The 25,420-nt window shown below is 41.5% G+C and carries 23 protein-coding genes; 16 read left to right on the forward strand and 7 right to left on the reverse strand.

Annotated elements, in window-relative coordinates:
• Both AAEZ00_RS18350 and AAEZ00_RS18355 read left to right on the forward strand, forming a co-directional pair.
• A partial coding sequence (locus tag AAEZ00_RS18350; RefSeq protein ID WP_351089363.1) for an IS91 family transposase occupies positions 1–585 on the forward strand: 585 nt, incomplete at its 5' end.
• A 298-nt stretch (positions 586–883) separates the two neighbouring features.
• Positions 884–1,132 carry a ComEA family DNA-binding protein gene (locus AAEZ00_RS18355; RefSeq protein WP_502959337.1) on the forward strand — a complete coding sequence of 83 codons (249 nt, stop codon included), beginning with the start codon at positions 884–886 and terminating at the stop codon, positions 1,130–1,132.
• Between the two features lie 77 nt (positions 1,133–1,209).
• Here AAEZ00_RS18355 and AAEZ00_RS18360 read toward each other — a convergent pair whose 3' ends face one another.
• A complete protein-coding gene (locus AAEZ00_RS18360; RefSeq protein WP_101030340.1) occupies positions 1,210–1,947 on the reverse strand; it encodes a YciK family oxidoreductase in 738 nt (245 codons plus the stop codon).
• Positions 1,948–2,206: 259 nt separating this feature from the next.
• Between AAEZ00_RS18360 and AAEZ00_RS18365 the strand changes: the two genes are divergently transcribed.
• Positions 2,207–4,693 carry a VolA/Pla-1 family phospholipase gene (locus AAEZ00_RS18365; protein WP_124013366.1) on the forward strand — a complete coding sequence of 829 codons (2,487 nt, stop codon included), beginning with the start codon at positions 2,207–2,209 and terminating at the stop codon, positions 4,691–4,693.
• 121 nt (positions 4,694–4,814) lie between these two features.
• Positions 4,815–5,825, forward strand: a complete 1,011-nt coding sequence (gene sohB, locus AAEZ00_RS18370; protein WP_164839466.1) for a protease SohB — start codon at positions 4,815–4,817, stop codon at positions 5,823–5,825.
• An 82-nt stretch (positions 5,826–5,907) separates the two neighbouring features.
• Here sohB and AAEZ00_RS18375 read toward each other — a convergent pair whose 3' ends face one another.
• Positions 5,908–6,975, reverse strand: coding sequence for a DUF3083 family protein (locus AAEZ00_RS18375; RefSeq protein ID WP_351089366.1), 1,068 nt, complete (start codon positions 6,973–6,975; stop codon positions 5,908–5,910).
• Between the two features lie 201 nt (positions 6,976–7,176).
• Complete coding sequence (locus tag AAEZ00_RS18380; protein ID WP_351074889.1) at positions 7,177–7,734, reverse strand: arylesterase; 558 nt, start codon at positions 7,732–7,734, stop codon at positions 7,177–7,179.
• A gap of 61 nt (positions 7,735–7,795) precedes the next feature.
• Between AAEZ00_RS18380 and AAEZ00_RS18385 the strand changes: the two genes are divergently transcribed.
• Entirely contained in the window at positions 7,796–8,545 is a 750-nt protein-coding gene (locus AAEZ00_RS18385) for an ABC transporter ATP-binding protein (protein ID WP_101030345.1), read from the forward strand.
• Positions 8,545–11,028 carry an ABC transporter permease gene (locus AAEZ00_RS18390; RefSeq protein WP_351089368.1) on the forward strand — a complete coding sequence of 828 codons (2,484 nt, stop codon included), beginning with the start codon at positions 8,545–8,547 and terminating at the stop codon, positions 11,026–11,028. The genes AAEZ00_RS18385 and AAEZ00_RS18390 overlap by 1 nt, the downstream gene beginning before the upstream one ends.
• 56 nt (positions 11,029–11,084) lie before the next feature.
• Here the strand turns inward: AAEZ00_RS18390 and AAEZ00_RS18395 are convergent, their stop codons facing one another.
• Complete coding sequence (locus tag AAEZ00_RS18395) at positions 11,085–11,342, reverse strand: TIGR03643 family protein (RefSeq protein ID WP_101030347.1); 258 nt, start codon at positions 11,340–11,342, stop codon at positions 11,085–11,087.
• Between the two features lie 740 nt (positions 11,343–12,082).
• On the opposite strand from AAEZ00_RS18395, the gene AAEZ00_RS18400 reads away from it, so the two are divergent.
• From AAEZ00_RS18400 to AAEZ00_RS18410, 3 genes are all read left to right on the forward strand, one after another.
• Positions 12,083–12,946 (forward strand): DUF4010 domain-containing protein, encoded by an 864-nt coding sequence (locus AAEZ00_RS18400; RefSeq protein WP_351074795.1) that lies wholly within the window; start codon positions 12,083–12,085, stop codon positions 12,944–12,946.
• A gap of 103 nt (positions 12,947–13,049) precedes the next feature.
• Positions 13,050–13,742, forward strand: a complete 693-nt coding sequence (locus AAEZ00_RS18405; RefSeq protein ID WP_351074793.1) for a pseudouridine synthase — start codon at positions 13,050–13,052, stop codon at positions 13,740–13,742.
• A 418-nt stretch (positions 13,743–14,160) separates the two neighbouring features.
• Positions 14,161–14,658, forward strand: coding sequence for a lactoylglutathione lyase family protein (locus AAEZ00_RS18410; RefSeq protein WP_351074791.1), 498 nt, complete (start codon positions 14,161–14,163; stop codon positions 14,656–14,658).
• Between the two features lie 936 nt (positions 14,659–15,594).
• Here AAEZ00_RS18410 and AAEZ00_RS18415 read toward each other — a convergent pair.
• Entirely contained in the window at positions 15,595–16,044 is a 450-nt protein-coding gene (locus tag AAEZ00_RS18415) for a hypothetical protein (RefSeq protein ID WP_101030352.1), read from the reverse strand.
• Between the two features lie 704 nt (positions 16,045–16,748).
• Here AAEZ00_RS18415 and AAEZ00_RS18420 point away from each other — a divergent pair.
• Positions 16,749–17,645, forward strand: coding sequence for a LysR family transcriptional regulator (locus tag AAEZ00_RS18420; RefSeq protein WP_124013362.1), 897 nt, complete (start codon positions 16,749–16,751; stop codon positions 17,643–17,645).
• A 15-nt stretch (positions 17,646–17,660) separates the two neighbouring features.
• On the opposite strand, the gene AAEZ00_RS18425 is transcribed toward AAEZ00_RS18420, so the two are convergent.
• Positions 17,661–18,551, reverse strand: a complete 891-nt coding sequence (locus tag AAEZ00_RS18425; RefSeq protein ID WP_351074788.1) for a TIGR01777 family oxidoreductase — start codon at positions 18,549–18,551, stop codon at positions 17,661–17,663.
• Positions 18,552–18,632: 81 nt separating this feature from the next.
• A complete protein-coding gene (folX, locus tag AAEZ00_RS18430; protein ID WP_101030355.1) occupies positions 18,633–19,001 on the reverse strand; it encodes a dihydroneopterin triphosphate 2'-epimerase in 369 nt (122 codons plus the stop codon).
• Between the two features lie 157 nt (positions 19,002–19,158).
• On the opposite strand from folX, the gene AAEZ00_RS18435 reads away from it, so the two are divergent.
• The 6 genes from AAEZ00_RS18435 (at position 19,159) to AAEZ00_RS18460 (ending at position 25,414) form a co-directional block, all read left to right on the forward strand.
• Complete coding sequence (locus AAEZ00_RS18435) at positions 19,159–20,337, forward strand: AI-2E family transporter (protein WP_351074785.1); 1,179 nt, start codon at positions 19,159–19,161, stop codon at positions 20,335–20,337.
• A 38-nt stretch (positions 20,338–20,375) separates the two neighbouring features.
• Positions 20,376–21,284 (forward strand): class I SAM-dependent methyltransferase, encoded by a 909-nt coding sequence (locus AAEZ00_RS18440; protein ID WP_351074783.1) that lies wholly within the window; start codon positions 20,376–20,378, stop codon positions 21,282–21,284.
• A gap of 713 nt (positions 21,285–21,997) precedes the next feature.
• Entirely contained in the window at positions 21,998–22,156 is a 159-nt protein-coding gene (locus tag AAEZ00_RS18445; RefSeq protein ID WP_101030358.1) for a periplasmic nitrate reductase, NapE protein, read from the forward strand.
• 32 nt (positions 22,157–22,188) lie between these two features.
• Entirely contained in the window at positions 22,189–22,446 is a 258-nt protein-coding gene (locus AAEZ00_RS18450) for a chaperone NapD (protein ID WP_101030359.1), read from the forward strand.
• Between the two features lie 2 nt (positions 22,447–22,448).
• A complete protein-coding gene (gene napA, locus AAEZ00_RS18455; RefSeq protein WP_124013417.1) occupies positions 22,449–24,938 on the forward strand; it encodes a nitrate reductase catalytic subunit NapA in 2,490 nt (829 codons plus the stop codon).
• An 11-nt stretch (positions 24,939–24,949) separates the two neighbouring features.
• A complete protein-coding gene (locus AAEZ00_RS18460) occupies positions 24,950–25,414 on the forward strand; it encodes a nitrate reductase cytochrome c-type subunit (protein ID WP_101030360.1) in 465 nt (154 codons plus the stop codon).
• The last annotated feature ends 6 nt before the right edge of the window (positions 25,415–25,420 follow it).

The following is a 25,420-nucleotide window of genomic DNA, read 5'->3' on the forward strand; positions in this document are numbered from 1 at the left end:
GGCAGTTTTAACAAAACTCAACAGCACTGGAAAAAGAACAAAGGCAAATACCTGTTCAACGCCTTTAATATCGCCAACGTCTGGCGTGCGCGCTTGCTGGAGTATTTGGCAAAACTAAATCTCACACTGCCAACCTCACTGCCCAAAAAGTGGGTGGTAGACTGCCAGCATGTGGGCAAAGGCTTGCCTGCGTTGCAGTATCTATCACGCTATCTTTATCGTGGTGTACTGCCCGACAAAAGCATCGTCAGTCATGTCGAGGGTCAAGTGGGTTTCGAGTATGAAGACAGCCAAAACAAATCGAAGAAAGTCCGTACTCTACCCGCCACAGAATTTCTCTGGTTAATACTGCAACACGTATTGCCGAAGGGATTAAGACGAGTAAGAGACTATGGATTGCTCAGAGGCAATGCCAAAAAGCTCAGGCAACAAATACAGCTTATGCTAGCAGTTGCAGGGGCAATGTTTCCAATCATTCCCGAGATAAAGCGCAGGTTAGCAACGCGCAGTTGCCCCTGCTGTCAGCAACCAATGCGTTTTATGGGCATAGTGAAACGACCGACAAACTTACGGCTCATAACCTAACGCTGGAAAATAATAAGGATAATGGCTTAATGAATACGATGAAGAGAGATAATTTAAGATACTGAAAATATAGCGTTAAAACAATTAGCCGAGAGGCTAAGGTAGCTTGCTGACTACAGAAAATTAGCACGATAACTATCACATCAAACAGCGCGTTTTCTCGAGCTGTTATTTACATAATAAAGAGTCACTCTCAGGTGTTCGGGCTTGTTCAACACTTGGGATAAGGACGCGGCTTCGCGCGGCCTATCCTTATTAGTTAAGCAGTCATTCTTACGCCGCAGAAACGGCAAAAACAATGGCAGAACCTACACAGAAAATGACAAAAGCGATTAAAAAAAAATCAACTGATATGCAAAAGGTCAATATCAATAATGCCAGTGTTGAGGAATTACAAGCCCTCAAAGGTATTGGTCAAGCGAAAGCAAAAGCGATAGTTGATTATCGAACCAAAAATGGCAAATTCACCGATTTACAACAGTTAACCATGGTGACAGGTATTGGCGATAAGCTAGTGAGCCAGAATACCGAGAATATGAGTTTCTAAACGAGACTGTTATTAAAAATTAGAATTAAAACTAAAACGGAAGCAATTGCTTCCGTTTTTTTTCGACGCTGCATTACTTACTGAGCATTTAACGCTTGGCCATTTGTGTCGATAGAGCCATTGCCCATCAAAAATAAATAACTAGGCATAATTTCTTGTGCTGTTTTTAGGGTTTTTGGATCTTCACCAGGATAAGCCTTTGCCCGCATTTCAGTGCGAGTTGCGCCAGGATTAATACTATTAACTCGTACCGAAGTGTTATCACACTCATCGGCTAATACTTGCATCATTCCTTCGGTGGCAAATTTAGAAAAAGCATAAGGTCCCCAATAAGCTCGACCTTTACGGCCAACACCGCTTGAAGTAAACACAATTGAAGCATGCTCGGCTTTACGCATTATAGGCAATAATGACTTGGTCATGATGGCTTGAGCCGTGACATTAACCTTTAAAATGGTTTCAAGAGAGGTTAAATCAATATGCTCAAATGGGCCTAATGCTCCCAGTTGAGATGCGTTATGCAATAAACCATCTAAATGACCAAACTGCTCAGCAATGGTGTCTGCCATATCAATATAATTCTGTTCAGTCGCGCCTTTCATATCTAAAGGCACAATGGCAGGCTTTGGATAACCCGCATTGACAATTTCATCGTATACGTTTTCGAGTTTTTTGACGGTCTTACCGAGTAAAATTACCGTTGCGCCGTGTTTGGCAAATTCGATTGATGCTGCACGACCAATCCCGTCTCCAGCGCCCGTAACTAAGATTGTTTTGTTATTGAGTAAATCTTTTGCAGCTTGATATTCCAACATGATTGATTATTTCCTCTTAGCGCAATCGCCCGTCAAATCTAGTACCGGATAAAAAATAAACGACCGTTTGAAACAAATGATTAATAATTGTATGCCAATAGGTCATACGTATGTAACAAACTTGTAGCTAACTCAATAATTTTACGTTAACTTGAGAATAGTTAAGGACTAACATAAGTCCTTATGGTCGCATGATTGGACTTATTGTGACTAGTTTTTGGGAAAAAAAAATTATTAAAACAAGATTTGGGGAAAAAAGATGAAAAGACTCATTTTGGGTGTTGCAATAACATCTGCTCTTGGCTTAACAGCATGTGGTGGTGACAGTTTTAACGAAGCCGTAGCGAATGCTGAGCCGTTAGTGCCTGTTTCACATATGCAGTTTGATCCTGCTAATAGCCTAGTACCATTACCAAACGATTTACTTTTTAGTGGCACAACCGATGGCACATTATCTATCCCTGGCGAGGCCAGCGGTAACTATACTGATCCTCAAATCGCATTAGGTGCATTAGATGGCTGGTCAACTAGCTCACCTATTACGGTTACTGTTGAACTTGCTAATGATTTACAGGGCAATGCGTTAACGTTGGATGCAGCCTCTGTGTTTCAACCGGGTGCGGTGCGTATGTTCGAAGCGACGGTGGGCGGAGCATTATCAAGTGATGCTGAGTGTCAATCAGCACCTTCAGTTTCTGCCTGTAAAGTGGGTGAAGAGCTTCAATTTGGCGTTGACTTTGTATCAAAAGCATCAGGCAATAAAGTTGCCATCGTACCGCTTAAACCATTAAAAGCTGGCCAGTCTTATATCTACGTGACTACCGATCTTATTCAAGATTCGTTAGGCCGTGGTATTGCTCCGTCTACTACATATGGTCTGTTAAAGTTAGATTTTGAAACTCAGCAGCTTGAAACAGAACAACAAAAAATGCTCCAGTATCTCGTTAACAGTTATGAGAAAGGCGTTGCTGCAACACATGGCGTTGACCCTGAGTCGATTAGTTTTTCAGGCTTATTTACCACTCAGTCCGTAGCTGATGTGTATGAAACCACTAAATTATTGATGGCGTCTAACCCAGCCTATATGCCTGCATTTGCAGAAGCGATAACGCCAACGGGATACACTGTTGCTCAGGCTGCGGGATTAACTGTAGAAGACGGTGCAGCATATGTTGTTGCTGACATGGCCGATCTTTACACCGCAAAAATTAAGCTGCCTATTTACGGTGATTGTTCATCTGCAACTTGTACTATTCCAATCATCGATGGTGCCCCAACAGCCCCCAATGGTCGCTGGTTTGCTCAAGGCGACAGCCCGGTATCAGTATTATTAGCACTACAGGCCGGTACATTAAGCCAAGCTAATTATTTTGCCCAAGCATCTGACAACGGTGTTGACCCTCAAGCAGCGTTGAGCAACCCAGCACTGCTTGCAGGTAAGCAGTGGAAACTTGACGATGGTACTGCAGCTGACACCACTAAACATTTAACTAAGTTTAATCCTATTCCGGCTATCCAAGGTTATGAAACTGTTGCCGTTCAAATTACCTTACCCAATGCGGCTAAGCTTGCCGCATTTACTGCTGCTCAAGGGGGTACGTTTGTACCACCAACCAGTGGTTGGCCAACAACGATTGCACTGCATGGTTTAGGCGGTGGTAAAGAAATGGCGCTTGCTTATGCCGGCACTTACGCTGCTGCTGGTGTTGCCACTATCGCGATAGATATGCCATTACACGGTGCCCGCTCATTTGATTTAGACAAAGACGGCATTTATGAAATATCTGCTACAGATCCTTCATTTGGTCCGGTAGTGGGTACACCTGATGCGTTTACCAATGGTAACCCATTAGTGTTTGTCAATATTTCAAGCACACTGACAGTACGTGACAATTTCCGTCAAGCAACCTTAGACCATTTAGGTTTAAGATTATTATTGACTGGAATGGCGCAACAACTCGCTGCGGCAAGTCAACCTCAAGTATTTGATGTATCTAAAATGAGTGCTCAAGGTTTGAGTTTAGGAGGCATTGTGGGTACCACATTCTCAACCTATGCGAGTACCGGATTAGTTAATCCTATGACGGGTGATGCTTTACCTAACGCTTATGCAATTAATGCAGCATCGTTAGTGGCGCCATCGGGTGGTTTAGCGGGTGCTTTTGCTGGATCTGCGGCGTTTGGGCCAGTGTTGTTTAGTAACATTACTGCCTCTAGCACTTTCATGGATCTTGTGACGGCGGCTAATACAGCAGGTTATGAGCCTGGTACCCCAGAATACGCAGCATTAGTGCAGGCGGTTTATGCTGGCTTTATTCCTACCTTTGCGTTTGCAGTGCAAACGGCTATTGATTCAGCAGACCCGATTAACCATGGTGAGAAATTAGCGTCTACCGGTTTACCTGTGCACCTGATCGAGATTGTCGGTGATGGTGCTGGTAATTTACCAGACCAAACCTTACCTAATAGTGTTGAAGGTTTCCCATTGTCGGGTACTGAACCATTAATAGCTTCGTTAAGCCTAGATTGTGTTGATACAACAACGCCTGGTTCTGGTGCGGTACGTTTTTCTAAAGGTCATCACAGTTCGATTGTGAGTCCTGGTGAGACACCTGCAACAGATGGTATGGCAATGCAAGCTACTGTTGAAATGCAGTCTCAAGTAGCAGGTTTTGCAAAAACAGCTGGTTTAGGACAAGCGACGATTGTTGTGAATAATAGTGATGTGATCCAAAGTTGTAACTAATGCTTACTAATTAGTATGTAATATCTTAAAAAACCCAGCAATTAGCTGGGTTTTTTATTGTCTACTTATTGGTTATTGCTGTTAAAATACCGCAGATTGTCATCCCTGTATGGAGCGAAATTTGGAATTTTTATATGAATACGGCCTGTTTTTAGCAAAAGCGGTAACAATTGTTGTCGCTATTTTAGCGGTAGTAATATTTGTACTGGCTAGCAGCATGAAAAACAAATCTGATAAAGGTGAGTTAAGACTGACTGATATTTCAGATGAGCTGCTGCAACTTAAGCACCAGTTAAAAGAAGAGTTACTGCCTAAAAAGCAATTTAAAGCCTATGAAAAGCAAGTGAAAGCAGACGAAAAAGCCGCTGAAAAACAAGCTTTAACCAAAGGCAAAGTGTTCGTTATTGATTTTAAAGGCAGTATTGATGCCAATGAAGTCGCGTCATTACGTGAAGAAGTCACCGCTATTCTAACCATTGCTGATAAAGATGACCAAGTGTTGGTGAATGTTGAAAGTGGTGGCGGTATGGTTCATGGATATGGTCTAGCTTCAAGCCAATTAGATCGCTTGCGTCAAGCTAATATTCTGTTGTCTATCTGCGTGGATAAAGTGGCGGCGAGTGGGGGTTACATGATGGCGTGTGTGGCAAACAAGGTGTATGCCGCTCCTTTTGCGATTGTCGGTTCTATTGGCGTAGTGGCACAGGTTCCTAACTTTAATCGCTTGCTTAAAAAGCATGATATTGACTATGAGCAGCACACTGCCGGTGACTTTAAGCGTACCTTAACCATTTTTGGTGAGAATACCGATGAAGGCAGAGCTAAGTTCCAACAAGAACTCGAAGAAACTCATGTATTATTTAAAGAGTTTGTTGGCCGTTACCGTCCCAATATGGACATTGCCAAAGTGGCAACAGGCGAACATTGGTATGGACAACAAGCCATTGATTTAGGGTTAATTGATGAAGTATCTACCAGTGATGATGTGATTTTAACTTTAGTTAAGACCCATCAAGTGATCAAAATAAAGTATCAAATGAAGAAAAAGCTGGCTGATAAAATTGCCCATGGTGCATCATTATCAGTAAATACCGTGATGAATCGTTTAGCTGAGCGTAACCAGTCGGTGTAGCATTACATTGTGAGTGATTGGATAGATCAAAAAACGACAGCTCATGCTGTCGTTTTTTTATGCTAGAAAAACCTCAATATGATTAGGCTTTGTAACTGATGTGTTGATGAAAACGTAAAATAACATCTGCATGTTCTTTATCGATGTCTAGCTCATTAGTAAAGAGACGTAAAGCGTCTTCTACTTGGTTCATGAAGCGGCCATAACCTTCGTCTGTTTCATCACTTTTACCCGCTACAATGACAAACCGGAAAGCATCTACAAGCTTATTGGCATCCCAGTGGCAAATAGGTTCAGGTGATTCAGTGTGAGGGTCAAACCCGATCATCTGAAACTCGTTGGTGCTGGTTAATTGCTCATACTTACTGTTACGTACAAGTGGCAACTTACCGTTAGCAACAACAGCAACACGATTTAACTGCTTACTGCTTGTCGCTTTGAAAAACTTATCGCATAAATTTTTATACAGACTTGAAAAATCAGTTGTATCATTTGCAAGCAATTGCTTTTTGATACGACGCTCAACCGGAATGTTAATGGTGACATAATTAAGCGTGCTCACATCGTCTGGTAGCTCGCAGTGACGACGATGATAGCGGCTGTCTACTGCGCGTAATTTATAGCCGTATGTTTCTTTGAGCCCCTTGGATTTTGCAAAAAAGTCATATGAAAGATGCTGGTGGTCACGCACTTTAATCGGTACATCTTTGACGGGTAATAACGGTTTTAACTCAGCAATAAATTTTTGCACATGAGAATGGAATTCAGCTGAATGGCTACGAAGATCTTTACCTGTGGCTAAAAATACAATTCTGAGCTTTCTGGCTCGAAAACCTGCAACGCTGTGCAAACTGTTTGCTTCATGATGGGCTGGATTATAGAAAAAACGTAATTGCTCTTCTGAGTTTAAGCAATAGGCTTCGTTGTGGAAGCGTACCATAGGTAATTTGTCGGTGGTGACAACGTGGACGTTGTACAATTCTTGCTTTTCAGCTAATTGATAAACTAATTTACTGAATTCATCGTAACAATTTTCTAAATTACTGTATGCGTTAAGATATTCATCGGTTAACGGGAAACCAATGGTAATGTATTGATTTTTACGTGTTGCGGTTGGCAAGTATACTTTTTTTTGACGACTGACGGACATATTATTTCCTTATTGCCTTAGTTGTTGTCTAAAGTTTATCGTTATTTATTTATTGTTATTTATTCACTGTTAATTATTCATGGTTATCTAATGTGCTAGCTGTGCTCATTTTAAACATTGGAGCTTAAATTAAAATGACTTTCGATCACTTTATTAAAAAAAAATTAACATTTTGAGCTAAAGTCAAACAAACTGAGCGATTTACTCTACTAGTGCCTGAGTGATCCAAGGTAACATCCACTGCGTAATCATCGGTTGAGCCTGTTCATTAGGATGAATGCCGTCGCGTTGCATTAATGTTTTATCGATGGCGATATCTTGCATAAAAAACGGTATCAGCTTAATCGCGTATTCTTCGGCTAATTGATGGTAAGTCTGAGTAAAAGAGCTGGTATATCGGGGACCGTAATTGGGTGGCACCATGATTTCAGTCAGTAAGACTTTGGCGCCATGTTGCTGGGATAGGTTAATGATTTTTGTAAGATTTGATTTCAATTTATCGGGTGGAAAACCACGCAGGCCATCATTGCCTCCTAACGCAATTATAATTAGATCGGGTTGGCTTGACCCCAGTAAACTCGGGAGTCTACGTAATCCACCCGCGGTGGTTTCACCACTCACCGAACCGTTAATAATGTGGGCGTTTGGCAGTTCATCACGGAGTAATTGTACCCAGCCTTGGTTTTCTGCCATACCATAGCCTGCACTTAAACTATCACCTAATATCAGAATCGTGGCAGCATAGGTTGGTGCGCACATCATTATCACTAAAAGCACGCTAGTAAGTACGCGTTTAAGTGACGAATATAAGAAGGATTGTATGTCTAATAATATCGATCGAAATATCAGTGCCATTACTGTAACTAACCTCAATAAAACTGTCGTGACCCAAGAGGGAGAGTTGACTATCCTCAACGGCATTAATATAGAAGTCAAGCAAGGAGACAGTATAGCCATTTTGGGACCATCAGGTTCAGGTAAGTCGACACTATTGGGATTACTTGCGGCGTTAGATACGCCTACCTCAGGTGAAATTGTATTAGATGGCGTAGCATTATCAGGCTTAAATGAAGAGCAAAAAGCTGCGCTACGGAAACAAAAAGTCAGTTTTATCTTTCAGTCATTTATGTTGGTCGATACGTTAACGGCCCTAGAAAACGTGATGTTACCTGCTGAGCTTGCTGGGGTGAAAGATGCCAACCAAAAAGCCCAATCGATGCTCGACCGAGTCGGTTTATCTCATCGATTAAATCATTTACCCAAACAATTGTCCGGTGGGGAGCAGCAACGTGTCGCCATCGCACGGGCGTTTATTTGTGAACCCAAAGTCCTGTTTGCAGATGAACCGACAGGTAATTTAGACAGTGTTAACGGTGATAAAATCGCTGATATGTTATTTGCCCTCAATCAAGAGAGTGATACTACGCTTGTGCTGGTGACCCATGATTTACATTTGGCCAAACGTTGTGCTCGGCAATTAGTGATGGAAAATGGTCATTTGTCAGAACCCTATTTAGATACCAGTGTGACCGAACATAAGCATTCACAGCCTTTAGCGGAGGTTAATTAATGGAATGGCAAATTGCGTGGCGATTGTTTAAACGAGAACTGGCTCAAGGGCAGTTAATGCTTATTGTATTGGCCATTACGTTAGCGGTGTTATCAGTAACGGGCCTTGCGCGGGTGAGTGAGCGTTTACAAGTGGCCATTAATGGCGAAGCCGCTAACTTTATTGCCGCCGATCGTATTATTGATTCGCCGGTTGAACTTGACCCACAATTGCTGACACTGGCAGATAAAATAGGCCTGGCTCACGTCACGAACATGCAATTTAACTCGATGGTATATTCGGGCAATAAGTTTCAGTTAGTCACGGTAAAAGCGGTAGGTGATGGTTATCCGTTAAAAGGCGATATAGAGCTGAGTAACGGTATCACTAGAGCACTGCCACAAACGGGTCAAGCTTGGTATGAAAACCGTTTAGGTGGTTTGCTTGGCTTCCCACAAACCATTGAATTGGGCAATAGTGAGTTATCGCTTACAGAAGAGATTAGCCGTTTACCTGATGCTGGCTTTAATCCGTTTGCCTCCTCGCCGGTGTTACTTATCCGTTTAGATGATGTGGCGGCAACCGGCATTATCCAACCGGGCAGCAGGGTGACTTATTTATACCAATTTACCGGTAATGCTGAACAACTAGTGGCGTTTGAACAGCAAGCCAAACCTCTACTGAATAACAGCCAGCGCTGGGTGGATGTGCAATCGGGAGATTCTCCTATTGCCTCAGCAGTGCAGCGTGCTGAGCGCTTTCTGTTGCTCGCCAGTCTACTCGGCATTGCTTTAGCGTGTGCCGCGATTGGCATAGCCGCCCAGCGTTATTGTCAGCGTCATTATGACGTAGTGGCCATGCTAAAAACCTTTGGTGCTTCGGGTCAGCAAATTCGAGTATTATTTGGACTGCATTTGTCGTTAGTCACACTACTGGGTATTGTCCTTGGTTTGCTGGGCGGGGTATTGCTCGACCTTGGGATTACCGCTTTTTTACCGGCCGAAATCGCCGCTTACTCACCCCCGTATTTCCGCCCCATATTATTAGGGGTTAGCACGGGATTGATCAGCGCATTTATGTTTTCCGCATATCCATTAATGCGTTTATTGGCCATTCCGCCGTTAAGGGTATTGCAACGTCAATTAGAAGGCTTGCAGCTAGGCATGTGGTTGCATCTGTTATTAAGCTTGGCTGCGATGGCCTTGTTGGGTTATTTATATTCAAGAAGTTTAGCGTTGACCATGACGGTGGTACTCGCGGTGATGTTGTTGGGAGTCTTATTGAGTGTGCTGGGGTTTGTGATGATCCGCTTTGGTCATGGCATTGGCATGAAAACCACTAATCCTTTTCAATTGGCTTTAGCCGGACTTCGTCGTCGTGCGCGGCAAAACGCAGTACAGTTGGTTGGTTTTAGCAGTGCACTGGTATTGCTGTTAACCATATTAGCGTTGCGCCAAGATTTACTCAATGAATGGCAGAAACAGTTACCTGAAAATGCCCCCAATTACTTTTTAGTCAATATAGCGCCAGAAGATGCTAAGCCACTTGATGACTTTTTAACCCTCAATCATATTAAAGCAACCGATATTTATCCTGTGGTTCGTGGGCGACTGACTCACATTAACGACGAGGAATTGATTTCAGGTAAGCAGGCAGAGAACGGTGTTGAAGGGCGTGTGGGTATTTCACGCGAACTTAATTTAACCTATCGTGAAACCTTACCGCCGAATAATACCTTACTCGAAGGCGCATTTAACCTCGCTGGCGATGATGTGTCGGTCGAGTCTGGTGTGGCAGATCGACTCGGCATTGTAATGGGGGATACACTAACTTACCTCATCGATAATCAATCATTTTCGGTTAAGGTTGCCAGTATCAGGCAAGTGCATTGGGAAACCTTACAACCCAATTTCTTCATGATCTTCACCCCTGAAGCACTCGCGCCGTTTGCTTATACTTCTATGGCAAGCTTTCATCTAAATGATGCGCAATTGGCGGCCGATGGAAGCCTGCTTAGCGCAAATCAAGTGGTATTGCAGTTAATTCAACAATTCCCCACGGTATCGATTATCGATGTCGGAGCGATTGTTCGGCAGTTACGGCAAATCATTGAGCAAGTGTCATTGTCGTTGTCTTTGGTGTTGGTATTAGTGTTACTGGCCAGTGCTTTGGTGTTGGTTGCGCAAACGGAGGCGGGAATGGCGACTCGGCAGCGAGAGCTCGCCGTGTTGCGTACTTTTGGCGCCTCCGGTTGGCTGCTACGCGCTTCAACGGGATTTGAGTTTGCCATACTCGGTGCTATTGCTGGCTTGTTGGCGGTGATTGTGGCCGAGTTTGCCTTGTTTATGTTAAAAACCCAAGTGTTTGATCTGGTGGTTTATATGCATTGGCCATGGTGGGTATTAGCCCCTGTTGCGGGGGCGGCAATTGTGTCGATATTAGGTATTTGGCGCTGTAGGCAATTACTCAATATGTCCTGTAGTGACATGCTCAAAGCCGGTTAGGTTGGCACCAAAAAAGGAGATGATGATTCATCTCCTTTTTTACTTCGTTAGTCGGGTTACTTTTTTTGTCTTGGTTTGTATTGTGTAGGACAATAACCTCTATCAATGCCTAGAGGACGTAATTTAAGGTGTTTGGTTTTACGGCCACTGACACGTGATCGCCATAACTTAAAACTATTAGGTTTAAGCGCTAGGCGCATCAGTTTGATCACATTGGACTCGCTTAAGCCGTAAAGGTGTTCAATGGCTTCAAATGGGGTTCGGTCTTCCCAAGCCATTTCAATAATTCTTGAGGTATCTTGAGGTGGTAGCATTGCTTTTCAACGTCTTGATTGGGTTTGCAGACTAATACGTTAGTCGATTCAGTTTAGATTAGTGCGTTAAGGTAAATGTGCGACAGAAAATTAGCCTTGAGCCAATTTTTTTATTCACCGTGGAAAGGTTGATGCGCCTTGACCGATTTGGGTGTAAAAGTGCTGAATTATCTTTGCAACAAGGCGTGTGCTGTATTCATCAAGCAAAGGTCTGCTTTAATGAGCTTGTGGTATTAGATGGGGCAACTCAAGTTTATGAAAATAATCATATTAAATTGGATGGCAATAAGCTGACCTGCCGGCCTTTTCGATATTAATGGTCAATAAGTCTGCTAATGCCCTTTGTTCTAATGTCGATGGCGTATATTCGACATTTTTTTCTTTAGTGGATATTGAGCGATTATCACAATGACATATTGCTGGGCGGTTAGATGCAGATACTACCGGCTTAGTACTTATTACCGATGACGCTCGTTGGACCTCAATATTACCTTACCCTCCAAGCTGTGTTGCAAAGTATACCGGGTCACATTAGCTTCGGATTATTAATCAGGCAAGCACTTGTTTAACCACTTAATCGTTTTTAAGTTGGCTTGATGTATAATTACGTTATATTGATTAGATCTCGGTGCCGATCACAGGGAGTGTAGTGGTTAATTTCGTGATAAAACAGTGTAAAGAGCTGAATGATTTATGACTTAGTCCACCATGATACTTAGTTTTAGGGGCAAATATTGTCAATGGAACATAAAACACCACTCTCATATCATTTTAAAGACAAACATATATGGTTTGACATGACCATGTTGGCGGCTTTGTTTGTGGTGGCGGCCTACGTTCCGCTATTAAAAATTGTTCCTTTAGTTGCCTGTCTAGAGTTATTCAGCTTTTTTAGTTTTCACTTACTAGCAAAGCGAAGTCGCTTCCAGTTACAGGGCTTTCTGGGGGGATTTATTTCCAGCACGGCAGTTTTTTTACAAATATTGAATGATAAAAAATTTGCAACAACAAGTGAACGTGACTTGCTACTGACATTGTTGTTTGCCTTATGTTCTATGTTACTGGAATGCCTATTTATTATCTTTTTTTTGGCAGATCAATTACCTTTTACTTTTTATATCCCCTTTGTCACGCAATTATTGTTTTTTATTACGGCGATTATATATGTGCAGATTCAATCCAATTTACTTTTTTTAAGCAAGCAATCAGGACAACCTACAGTTGATATTGAGCTATTAATTGATCATCCGATAAATTGGAAAAATGTTGCTAAGCTATCTATTTTTATCCTCGGACTTGTTTACGCCATGCATTTTATAGGCAGTGAACTTGGTCTCTCGCGAGAGATCAGTACTTTGCTTGTGTCATTTTTTGAAGCTCATGCCATTCTTGTATCTGTGATGACCGAATGGTCTATGAATCCACAGGATATTGATTTAATGAATTTATTGTTGTTAATTTTACTCGGTAACACCATCAGTAAATCGTACTTGGTATTTAAAGGAAGCAATTTTTCTCACAAAGGGTTTTTTATTGCAATGATGTTTATGGGGTTTGCGTTAAGTGTCGGTGTTACATTTATTGACGCTTTTTTACTTGAGTAATGTGTTTGCTATTACCCCTAATAATACAAACAGCACTTGACGTCTGTGGCATAATCCCCTCAAGTAGCCAATAAAAAATGATTATCCCACGTTAAGGTTATTTATGCGTCTTGATCGATTTATTTGTAAAAGTACTGAGTTATTAAGGTATGACGCGATCCAACTAATTCATAGTGGTGAGGTGTTGGTTAATGGTGTGGTTGTTAGGAATGAAGCTGTTCAGGTTCATGAAAATAATGAAGTTAGCTTAAACGGTCAAAAGCTTGCAGCTCGAGCTTTTCGTTATATGTTAATCAATAAACCAGCCAATACTCTTTGTTCGAATGTCGATGGTGTCTATCCGTCGTTATTTTCGTTAATTGACGTCGAACGCCCATCTGAGTTGCACATTGCCGGACGATTAGATGCCGACACAACCGGATTAGTGCTTATTACCGATGATGGTCGTTGGACATTTGCTATCACATCTCCGTCTGGACAATGCCATAAAGTTTACCGGGTTAAATTAGCTAAGCCGATAGCCGCAAATGCTTGTGAGTCTTTTTTACAAGGCATTGCTTTGCAAGGGGAACAAGAGCTGACATTACCGGCGCATTTGCTCATTATCACACCTCAAGAAGTATTGCTGACTTTAACGGAAGGCAAGTTTCATCAAGTAAAGCGTATGTTTGCTGCTATTGGTAATAAAGTGTTGTCTCTTCATCGTGAAAGTATTGGTGCTGTGAGTGCCGATGTAGCAGCAGGGGAGTGGCGTTATTTAACCGATGTGGAAATTCGCTCATTTGGTGATAAATGACTCTGCAGTCATATTACGCCTCTGCCAGATAATCTGTATCCCCACCAAGCGATTGCATAACCATCAGTTATTATCTGAATTCGGGTGTAAACCATTCCAGATTTACCCGCTAAATTATCAAAAATAAATCTTAACAGACTAAATATGCCACTGCTTAGGCTAAGATCCTATAATCAAATAAGGTGCGATTAATAGATAATTTTATGAGTTTGTTGATAGATTTATCCCAGTAGATATTTACAGATCTCGATTAGAATACCTTAACTAGTCGCTTTTTTATTGACCCCCCCATCATCGCAAGTGTTTTTGATAATATAAAATTATTAAAATAATACTAATTGAAAATTTAACGCTACAAAAAATAATAGCTATACTTTCTTTATTGAAACTAACCACCCAATAGTAAGGAAGTCATAACATGGTTTATCCTCGTACATTTAGCCACATTGGTATATCAGTACCAGACTTAGAAGCCGCCGTTAAGTTTTATACAGAAACGCTAGGGTGGTACATCATTATGGAGCCTACGGAGATTGTTGAAGATGGATCGGCAATCGGTGAAATGTGTACTGACGTATTTGGTGCCGGTTGGGAGCACTTCCGTATTGCTCATCTATCAACGGGTGACCGTATTGGTGTTGAACTTTTTGAATTTAAAAACCAACAGAACCCAGAAAACAACTTCGAATATTGGAAAACGGGTATCTTCCATTTCTGCATACAAGACCCCGATGTAGAAGGACTAGCAGAGAAGATTGTTGCTGCGGGTGGTAAAAAGCGTATGAAGGCTCCTCGTTACTATTATCCAGGTGAAAAACCATATCGTATGATTTACATGGAAGACCCTTTTGGTAATATTTTGGAAATTTACAGCCACAGTTATGAGTTGACTTATGCAGATGGTGCTTATAAATAAAGCGTATTTATACACTATAGGAATGTGAGGGGATTTAAGGTTCATGGATAACTTTGTGTGAGCGAGCGTATAATTTATTACAGATTAGATAATGAAAAAGACCACCATTTTAGGTGGTCTTTCTATTTTAATCTAGGTCTGCTAAGTCATCACCTTTAATGGGTGCCAATGCCAATAACCTTCGATATTAATCAGTGAGTAAACTTAACCTAAAATTTGTAATCCGTTAGGCTATTGGCTTTAAATGCGTCAATCATTTTTTTTAAATGAGGTTATAAACCGTTTTTATACTTCAATATAAAATTAAGCTTCAGCGTCTACATCCGTAACTGAAATACCAATATGTGAAAAACTACTTAGATATTTATTATTCAATTTAACCGCTTAATACCGCTGTGCTGCCTCTTATGCCGCACGAGTTGATAACGTGAGTGCATAAGATTATGTGGTGGCCATGAATGATTAAAAATACGTAAAATAAAAAATCTTTCTCATCATTTTTATTAACAGTGACGTTAGCACTGACACAAAGGATATTCATTGTCGATAGTAATCAAGTGTTATCAACATGCTTTAGCTATCCATTCTAAATATCCTATGCCATAACCTTGGAAGAAATTTGTTACTATCGGGCAGATATGTTGAGACGGCGGCAAGTTTAAAACAGACAATCGCATTAAAACCTAATTTAAATATCACTCGTATCGAACTCGCAAAACATTATAGGGATTGAGATCGCAACAAAAAAATTGAATTTACAGCAAATATACTCGAGTTCTTCTACCAAAAGTTCCAGTGGGATATAAATATAGTCAAAGCGCTGGATCAGATAAAGCTCTAAACGTTGGCCATTTAAACTCATCGGCGTTAGTTGCCATTGGCCTTGATTTTTAATTCAGCGCCCTTTAGCTTCTCCGCAAAAAAGCGCTTTATTAATTATTTCATCATGATCTCACGCATGCGATATTCACCCGTTAACGTCCTCACTTCAGGGTATTTTGCTGAAATTTCGTTAGACATTTTTTGATCCGCCTCACTCCACTTCTTCATGAACGCTTCATACTTCTTTTTGTTAGGCTCTATGTCTGCGCCATTAGCCATAGTCACTACTAATAACATATTAAAATCACCACTCACGGGCAAGTCACTAGCATAGATTTTCCAGTCTTTGATAAAGCCTAGCTCTTTTTCAATTTTAACCGCTTTAACCCAACTTCCACTCAGACCGGCCAAATATACATCAGACATATTAGGGTCCACTTTAACGGTAGTGATTACCATAATTTCGGTACCTAGATCGTAATCTTCGTAAATTTCTAATCTATCTTTAGCAAATAATGTAGAACTAAACACAACGCAAGCTAATGTAATTAATATTCTTTTCATTTTATTTTCCTTTTTTATAATTAATTAAATCGTTTGTTTTTTGAACTTTTTAATAATAGTAAGGAATTAGGCACAGTCAAGTCACTCTAAAGTTTGACATTTTAAAAATGAGTTTTATAAGCGTTGGTGAGGATTGCAAAAACTAATCGTATTAACTAGCGGGTCATGCCGGGGGAATTCAAATTGTTTTAATCAAGATGAAGACTTAAAGGCATAATGTTGTTCGCCAACGGGTCCTGCGTTGTTCAACCTCCTGCATCTGACCTCCATGGACGGAGGGAATGCCTTATTTTGTCATTCGTTAGACTATTCACTTTAAATCAATTAAATATTGATTTTTCAACGAGGTGATACAGGTTTTATACTTCAGTATAAAAATGTAACTTCAGCGTCTATATCCGTAACTAAAATGCCAATATGTGAAAAACGACTTGGATATGTATCACTCACCTTAACCTCTTAACCTCTTAACCTCTTAATTTCTTAACAATGCAGTCGTGTTGTCCGTTATACCGCCCGAGTTAATAGCGTTACTATATGAGATGGTGTGCTAGTTATAAGTTATTAAAAATACTTAAATTGATAATTTTTTGTTATTATCATTTTATTATCAATGTTCATTATCAGCAGTGACGTTAGCATTTGCACAAAGGATATTCATTGTCGATAGTAATCAAGTGTTTGGTGTAAAATAGAGGCGCGATATGTTAAATCAACAATGGTTAACCACCTTCATTAAACTCGTGGAAGTAGGGCATTTCACTCACACCGCCGAGCAGCTTTTTATGACTCAACCCGGTGTCAGTCAGCACATTAAAAAGCTTGAACAGCAGGTGGGTGTTGATTTGCTTATCCGAATAGGGAAAAGCTTTGAGCTAACCGAGGCGGGGATTATTTTATATCAACGAGCATTGGTTTGGCAGCAACAACAACGGCAAGTTTTGTCACAATTAGCGGTGGATGATGAGCACATTGGCGAGTGTCGTTTAGCTTGTTCTGGATCGATGGCGTTATTGTTATATCCCCATCTAATTGACTACCAGTTACCGCATAAGCAATTACAAATCTCACTGGAAGCGGCGCCCAATCACCGCATCATCGATAGTGTAATGGCCAATACCATTGATGTCGGCATTATCACTCAGTCGATTAATATGGACGATTTGGTCGTCACCCCATTAGCCACACAAGCATTGTGTTTGGTATTACCTGAGTCGTGCTCATATCAATCGGTCACCTTTGAACAGTTAATGGCCCTTGGCATGGTCAGCCACCCCGACGGCATGCATTATTGGTCGCAAATAACCCAGCAGTATTTTTCCGATAAACAAGCGTTAGCGATGCAGGTGCCGATCCGAAGTTACGTTAATCAACTGAACCAAATTCTGGTGCCGGTAGCTAAAGGATTAGCATTTGCTGTGTTACCACAATTTGCTGTAGATCATTTTGCGCAACCAGAGCATATTCGAATTGCATCTTTTGCCACTGAGCAAACAGCTCATGTAGTCGTGAGTGAACCATTGTTCGTCATTTATAAAAAACATCGACCACTCGCTCGACGCTATGGTCCTATTATCGATAAAATTAAACAATGGGTTTAGCCATTAATATAGAAACTAGTTAATCACTTGTTGTAATGCACTGTTGATGTCGCGGTATTGAAACCCAAAGCCTGCCGCTAAAGTGCGTTTTGGCAATACAAATTGACCTGTAGTGAGTAATTCTGACATTTCACCCATTGCCAGCCTTAGTGCTAATGGTGGCGTGGTTATTTTGGCGGGACGATTTAATGCACTGCCTAATGCTTTAGCAAATTCTGCATTGCTAACTGGCTGAGGCGCGGTTGCATTATAGATGCCTTGTAAGTTTGGATTGCTGAGTAAGTAGCACAATAATCTAATTAAATCATCGATGTGGATCCAACTCATCCCTTGCTCACCATTACCTATTGGGCCGCCTAAACCAAGCTTGAATGGGGGTAACATTTTTGCCAATGCGCCGCCATTTTTGCCGAGTACAATACCAATACGCGTAATACACACTCTGGTATGTTGCGATTGAGCTTGAAGGGCAATGTTTTCCCATTCCTGGCATATATCATGGCTAAATTCAGCATTAAAACCACTGGTTTCATCAATAGGTGTGTTGCCTTGTCGGCCATAGTAACCGATGGCTGAGGCGCTAATAAACGTATGCGGTGGATTGGTGCTTTTACGGATAAGCTGAGTTAAGGCCGAAGTGATGTCCCAACGGCTGTCGCAGATCAGTTTTTTTTGCTTGTTGCTCCAACGTTTATTGACTATAGGTTCGCCTGCAAGGTTTATTACTGCATCAATATCGTTAAGATCTGGTTTGTCTGCAAGGGTTTGCCAGTATTGATGATGGCTGCCAAGAAGACTTTTTCCGTTACTAACATTTCGCGTCAATATGATCAGCTGGTGCTCGCCAAGCGATTTGACTAATTGTTTACCCACAAATCCTGTTGCGCCTGTTATTAGTATTCTCATGTAAATCCCCCTTTACTCAATGTTGCTATATACGATGATAAGCTTAAAAAATGATCACAAATTCTGCGAGTAACATAGCTGCTACTGCGGTTTTTGGTAGCATAATTCCATCGACACTGAATCTGCAAAGCGCAGTGCATGGGGTTTATCGATTTCAACACTGGCAAATTCAACCCAATCATGTTCACTGGCAATAGAGAGGGTTTGATGCGTTAAGTTTTCTAATAAAGAAAATCGGTTATTCTCAATCAAGGCAATGATTTTTTTAGTAATAGTGCGATAATTCAATGCATCTGCTACGTTGTTACTGTTGCGGGCTTTATCGGCACAATAATGGATCACCACGTTGATGATAACATCCTGTTGATTATTAATTTCTTCTTCTTTGATACCAATAAAAGTACGTAAACGTAAGTTTTTAATGCGTATAATGGCAGTTTCTGGTTTCATATTATGTCAGTAAGTCCCTGAAAGTGGTTGAATGCCAATATTGGCATCAGCTGAATATGAATAGACAATAATTTTTAACTTAGATTGCAATATGTTACTGGGTTTAGCTTAGCATATAGAATCATTTTAATAAGCAACAATAAGGATTTTTCACCCTATGAAAGGAATACAACAATCCCCCATGGCTGTTCGCAGTTTTGTGGTAATGGCCTGCGTGGTGATTATTTTAGCAGGGATTAAAACGGCCAGCCCTATCGTGGTGCCTTTTGTCTTATCTGCATTTTTAGCAGTGATTTGTAATCCTGCCATTCGATTGATGTCGCGTTTTCATATCCCTAAATGGCTGTCGATCATCTTATTAATGGGGTTTATTGTGTTAATGGGACTGTGGCTGGCCAGTTTAGTTGGCAGTTCAGTGAATGAATTTTCCCAGCAAATGCCGTTGTATCGTCAGCAATTAATTGAGCAATTTGCTTGGGTGCTTGAAAAACTGCAAAGCTTTAATATTCAGATATCTAAGCAAAAAGTGCTCGACTACTTTGACCCTGGTATGGCGTTATCCATGACCACCAACATGCTCTCTGGGGTCGGCAATGTCATGGCTAATTTATTTCTGATCATTCTGACCATAGTTTTTATGTTATTTGAAGCACAATCGTTACCTAAAAAATTCCATTTAGCGTTAGATGACCCCGATATGCGACTCCAGCAAATCGATAAGTTTTTACATTCGGTTAATCAATACATGGTGATAAAAACCTTAGTCAGTATAGCCACTGCGATTGTGATAGGCATTGGCTTGAGCATCATTGGGGTTGACTATGCGTTGTTGTGGGCGGTGATTGCTTTTCTGTTTAACTATATTCCTAATATTGGGTCCATTATTGCCGCCATCCCAGCCGTGTTATTGGCTTTTATCCAAATGGGCCCAGGTGCTGCGGGTATTACCGGTTTACTGTATGTGGGTACCAATATGGTGATGGGCAATGTGGTTGAACCACGTTTTATGGGACGTGGCCTTGGACTGTCTACCTTAGTGGTCTTTTTATCATTAATTTTTTGGGGCTGGCTGCTTGGCTCTGTTGGGATGTTGTTGTCAGTGCCATTGACCATGATTGTTAAAATTGGTCTTGAGTCGAGTCAATCGGGTAGTTGGTTGGCTATTTTATTATCGGATGATGTTGAGGAAACGCTCAGTGGATCTGCGAGTAATGATGAAGTTGACACTTTAGCGGCGACTGAAACAGAATCAAGTAAGGGTGTTGGCAATGCCGCTGAAAATGATAACGATAACGACAATGCTGCCAAAGCCAAGTCATCAACCACTGATGCCTGATCCTATCGATTGTATAAGCTGATAAAGTAAGAGAGTGTATGAAGCGTTTTTTACAAGTACTACCCAGTTTGACCCTAGGTGATGATGTTTTCCGCTTATTTCACGGTCGTGGAGGGTTATATGCAGGCGATGAGCATCTGTGTTTAGATTGGTACAAACCGGTGTTATTACTCACCAGTTTTAAAATGCTCGAAAGCGAGCAACTCGATGAATTAGTGACTGCAATCGTGAATTTTTGGCAACAACAACGCCCAAATGAGCCACTTAATTTGGTCTACCAATACCGCCAAGGTGGCCAAACCTTGAGTGAATTGTTGTATGGACAAGTACCTGAACAGCACGTGGTCAGCGAAAATGGCGCGCATTTTTTAGTGCATCTTTTGCGCGGACAAAACCACGGTTTGTTTTTAGATATGGCCAACGGCCGAGCTTGGGTCAAGCAGCATGCTAAACATAAAAAAGTGTTAAATTTATTTGCATATACCTGCGGTTTTTCGGTAGTCGCTTTGCAAGGCGGCGCAGATGAAGTGGTTAACATGGACATGAGTAAAGGAGCGTTAAGCATTGGTAAGCAAAACCATGTATTAAATGACTTACCTGCTGGGGCGCGTTATTTAGGCCATGATATTTTTAAATCTTGGGGTAAGCTAACCAAGCTTGGCCCTTATGACTTGATTGTGGCCGATCCACCCAGTAATCAACGCGGCAGTTTTGTCGCCACTAAAGATTATGATCGGCTACTAAAACGCCTGCCTGATTTACTCGCTCCACAAGGTGAAGTGTTGTTATGTTTAAATGCGCCCGAGCTAGGTTGTGATTTTTTGATGCAACAAGTGGCTAGCACTGCGCCAACATTAACTTATGTTGAGCGAATTGCTAATCCGCAAGTTTTTGCAGATATTGATGAGCAAAAATCATTAAAAGTACTGCGTTATCGCCTTAATTAATCTATTTATGCTGACGAACATATCAAACCGATACTGAGTATCGGTTTTTTTATTTAATTTGGCGAGAAAACCCCATCATCCGAGCAAAGTGAAAGTCGTGGGGGGGTGTTTTTCAAGGGAGTTGGCTAGGGTGTTTTTTTTGAACCAAGATTGAATATTTATCTTTAACTCGGTTTAGCGCGGCATTTATAATCTTAAGCTGTGATTATTCATTTACATAATCAATACCCGAGCCGCCATGTTACATCAAGTGTCATTTCAGTCCTCTCTTGCGCAATTCAACAACATCGCGACGGTTAAATTCTGCTAGCGATAGGGAGTCTTGTTTAGTCAATTAAGGTCACTGCAATTAAAATTTGTTTATTCAAGCACTAACGCCTCAGCGCACATTTCAAACCCCGGCTATCAACCATTACCTAACCTTTAATCGCGGGAAGCCTCTCATTGTGTCTTATACTCAATGTTAGTAAAGGGTGAAGTTGGTCATAACATCGGTAAGTAAGTCTTTATTTAATCAATATTTATGCTTAATAACCCTCAACTTGATAATGATTTATGTAAATTGATGATCTAGATCATATTAACCTCGTTTTACCAATTTGTGAGTATATAGTTTGTTCTTTGATTAGCGCTAAAATTCTCACGAGTCCTAATGATGAAGCAGCAAAGTGATGATAATTTGTTGCTTTTTATCCCCCACTCTTGGAGGGTCCATGAGTAATGATACCGAAAGCAAAAAGGGTCTGGAGTTAAAGATTTTTATCTTTTTGACTGTTTTTTTAGCCCCCATTTTATCTGTGTTACTGGTTAGCGCACTTGGATTTAGCATCTGGTTTAGCCAAATTTTAACCGGGCCGCCAGGCGCGGGTTAATCCTCAAAATATAAACAATATGAGAGCGATATATGAGCAATGAACTGCACGTAACCAGCCTAATTGTCCAAGTACACCCAGATAAAATGGCTGACGTAAGACAGCAAATTATGGCGATCGAGAATGCTGAGTTATCAGCCAATAATGACGTTAAATTAGTCGTCGTCGTTGAAGGCCCGAGCCAAAGATCCTTGATGGATGATATATCAACGATTAATGCTATTCCGGGTGTGTTGACTGCCACCATGGTGTATCACCAAAGTGAAGAGCTTGAAGAAGGTGAAGTATGAATATGAATAGACGCGATTTTATGAAAGCCAATGCCGCTATCGCAGCGGCAAGTGTTGCGGGCTTAGCGTTACCAACGAGTGCAAGTAACCTAATCACTAGCTCTGAGCAAACCAAATTAGAATGGAACAAAGCCCCTTGTCGTTTTTGTGGCACAGGTTGTTCCGTCATGGTTGCCACTCGCGATGGTAAAGTCGTTGCCACTCATGGCGATGCAAAAAGTGAAGTTAACCGCGGCTTAAACTGCATTAAAGGTTATTTCCTGTCTAAAATTATGTATGGACGTGATCGTCTGCAAACGCCAATGTTACGTATGACGGACGGCAAGTATGACAAACATGGTGAATTTACTCCTATTACATGGGAGAAAGCATTCGATACTATGGCTGAACGCTGGAAAGCCACCATAAAAGCCAAAGGCCCAACAGCGGTTGGTATGTTTGGTTCTGGTCAGTGGACTGTGTGGGAAGGCTATGCCGCGGTTAAGCTAATGAAAGCCGGTTTTGGCTCGAACAATATCGATCCTAACGCTCGTCACTGTATGGCATCTGCGGTCGGTGGCTTTATGCGCACCTTCGGTATTGATGAGCCAATGGGTTGCTATGATGATATGGAAGCGGCCGATGCGTTTGTGCTTTGGGGCTCAAACATGGCAGAAATGCATCCTATTTTATGGACTCGTATAACTGATCGTCGTTTAAGTGCGCCACACGTTAAGGTGGCGGTATTGTCTACCTTTGAACATCGTTCATTTGATCTTTCTGATTTATCCATAGTGTTCACCCCACAAACCGATTTGGCGATGCTTAACTTTATTGCCAATTACATTATTCAACATGACAAAGTCAATAAAGATTTCGTTAAAAAGCATGTGAATTTCCGCAAGGGAACTACCGACATTGGTTATGGTTTGCGTCCTACACACCCTTTAGAAATGAAGGCCAAAAACGTGGCGACGGCAGGTGATTCTACGCCGATGACTTTTGACGAATTTGCCAAATATGTTGCCGATTACGATGTTGAGTCAGTCAGTAAGTTATCGGGTGTACCAGAACATAAGCTCATCGAATTGGCTGAGCTTTATGCTGATCCTAACCGTAAAGTCACCTCATTCTGGACCATGGGCTTTAACCAACATACTCGTGGTGTGTGGTGTAATAACCTGATTTATAATATTCACTTGCTAGTGGGTAAAATTTCGACTCCAGGTAACAGCCCATTCTCATTGACAGGTCAACCCTCTGCTTGTGGTACCGCGCGTGAAGTGGGCACATTCTCACATCGTTTACCTGCAGACATGGTAGTGACTAACCCTGAGCACAGAAAGCGTGCCGAAGAGATTTGGCATATTCCAAGTGGCATTATACCGCCTAAACCGGGTTATCATGCGGTTGAGCAGAACCGTCGCTTAAAAGACGGCGATCTCAATTGCTACTGGGTTCAAGTGAACAACAATATCCAAGCGGGCGCCAATATTAACGAAGAAGGCTTGCCGGGTTATCGTAATCCAGAAAACTTTATCGTGGTGTCTGATGCGTATCCAACCGTCACCACTCAAGCTGCCGATTTGATTTTACCTACAGCCATGTGGGTCGAAAAAGAAGGTGCCTATGGTAACGCTGAACGTCGTACCCAGTTCTGGCATCAAATGGTCAAGGCCCCAGGTGAGTCACAGTCAGACTTATGGCAGTTAATGGAGTTTTCAAAGCGCTTCACTACTGACGAAGTATGGCCAGCTGACGTGTTAGCGGCTAACCCTTCATTTAAAGGTAAAACCTTATATGAAGTGCTTTATCAAAATGGCAACGTTGATAAATTCCCATTAGCCGACGCTGACCCTAAGTATTTGAATGATGAAGCTAAGCACTTTGGTTTTTATGTCCAAAAAGGCTTGTTCGAAGAATACGCTACCTTTGGCCGTGGCCATGGTCACGATTTAGCTGACTTTGATGTGTACCACAAAGAGCATGGTTTACGTTGGCCGGTCGTCGATGGCAAAGAAACTAAATGGCGTTTCCGTGAAGGTTCTGATCCTTATGTTAAAGCCGGTAGCGACTATGAGTTTTATGGTAAGCCTGATGGCCGTGCGGTTATCTTCGCATTACCTTACGAACCTGCTGCCGAGTCGCCAGATGAAGAATACGATATTTGGTTGTCTACCGGTCGTGTGCTTGAACATTGGCATTCAGGTTCGATGACTCAACGTGTCCCTGAGCTTTATAAAGCCTTCCCTGATGCGGTGTGTTTTATGCATCCAGATGATGCTAAAAAGCGTGGTTTACGCCGTGGTGATGAAATTAGAGTGATATCTCGTCGTGGTGAGATTAAAACCCGTATTGAAACCCGTGGACGTAATAAGCCGCCAGTTGGCTTAGTATTTGTACCTTGGTTTGATGCCAGCCAACTCATTAATAAAGTAACGTTAGATGCGACAGATCCACTGTCAAAACAAACAGACTTTAAAAAATGTGCCGTAAAAATTGTTAAGGCTTAAGGAGACAGACCATGAAAACAGGTAAATTATTATCGATTATCGCGTTATTAGGTTTCTCTGTAAGTGTAATGGCTACCAGCGTACCTGAAGACAAAATCGACACATTACGTTTAGCACCAATCAATATCGAACCGACACCACCTGCGATGCAAAAGGTGGTCAATAACGATGTTAAGCAGGTACGTAGTTATCCGATGCAACCACCGATTATCCCACATAAAATTGATGGTTATCAAATTGATCTTAAAGTGAATAAGTGTCTCCAGTGTCATTCTCGTACCAGTGGCTCACCCGCGCCAATGGTCAGTGTGACTCACTATATGGATCGGGATAATAACTTCTTAACTAATCTATCACCACGGCGTTATTTCTGTACTCAATGTCATGCACCGCAATTAGATGCCAAGTTACTAGTTGAAAATGACTTTATCGATATTGAACAATTAATTAAAGCGAAAGCCGCGGTTAAGCATTAGGAGTGA

Origin of the sequence: Shewanella sp. S1-49-MNA-CIBAN-0167 (assembly GCF_040310145.1) — a bacterium.
Lineage (GTDB): Bacteria > Pseudomonadota > Gammaproteobacteria > Enterobacterales > Shewanellaceae > Shewanella > Shewanella psychromarinicola.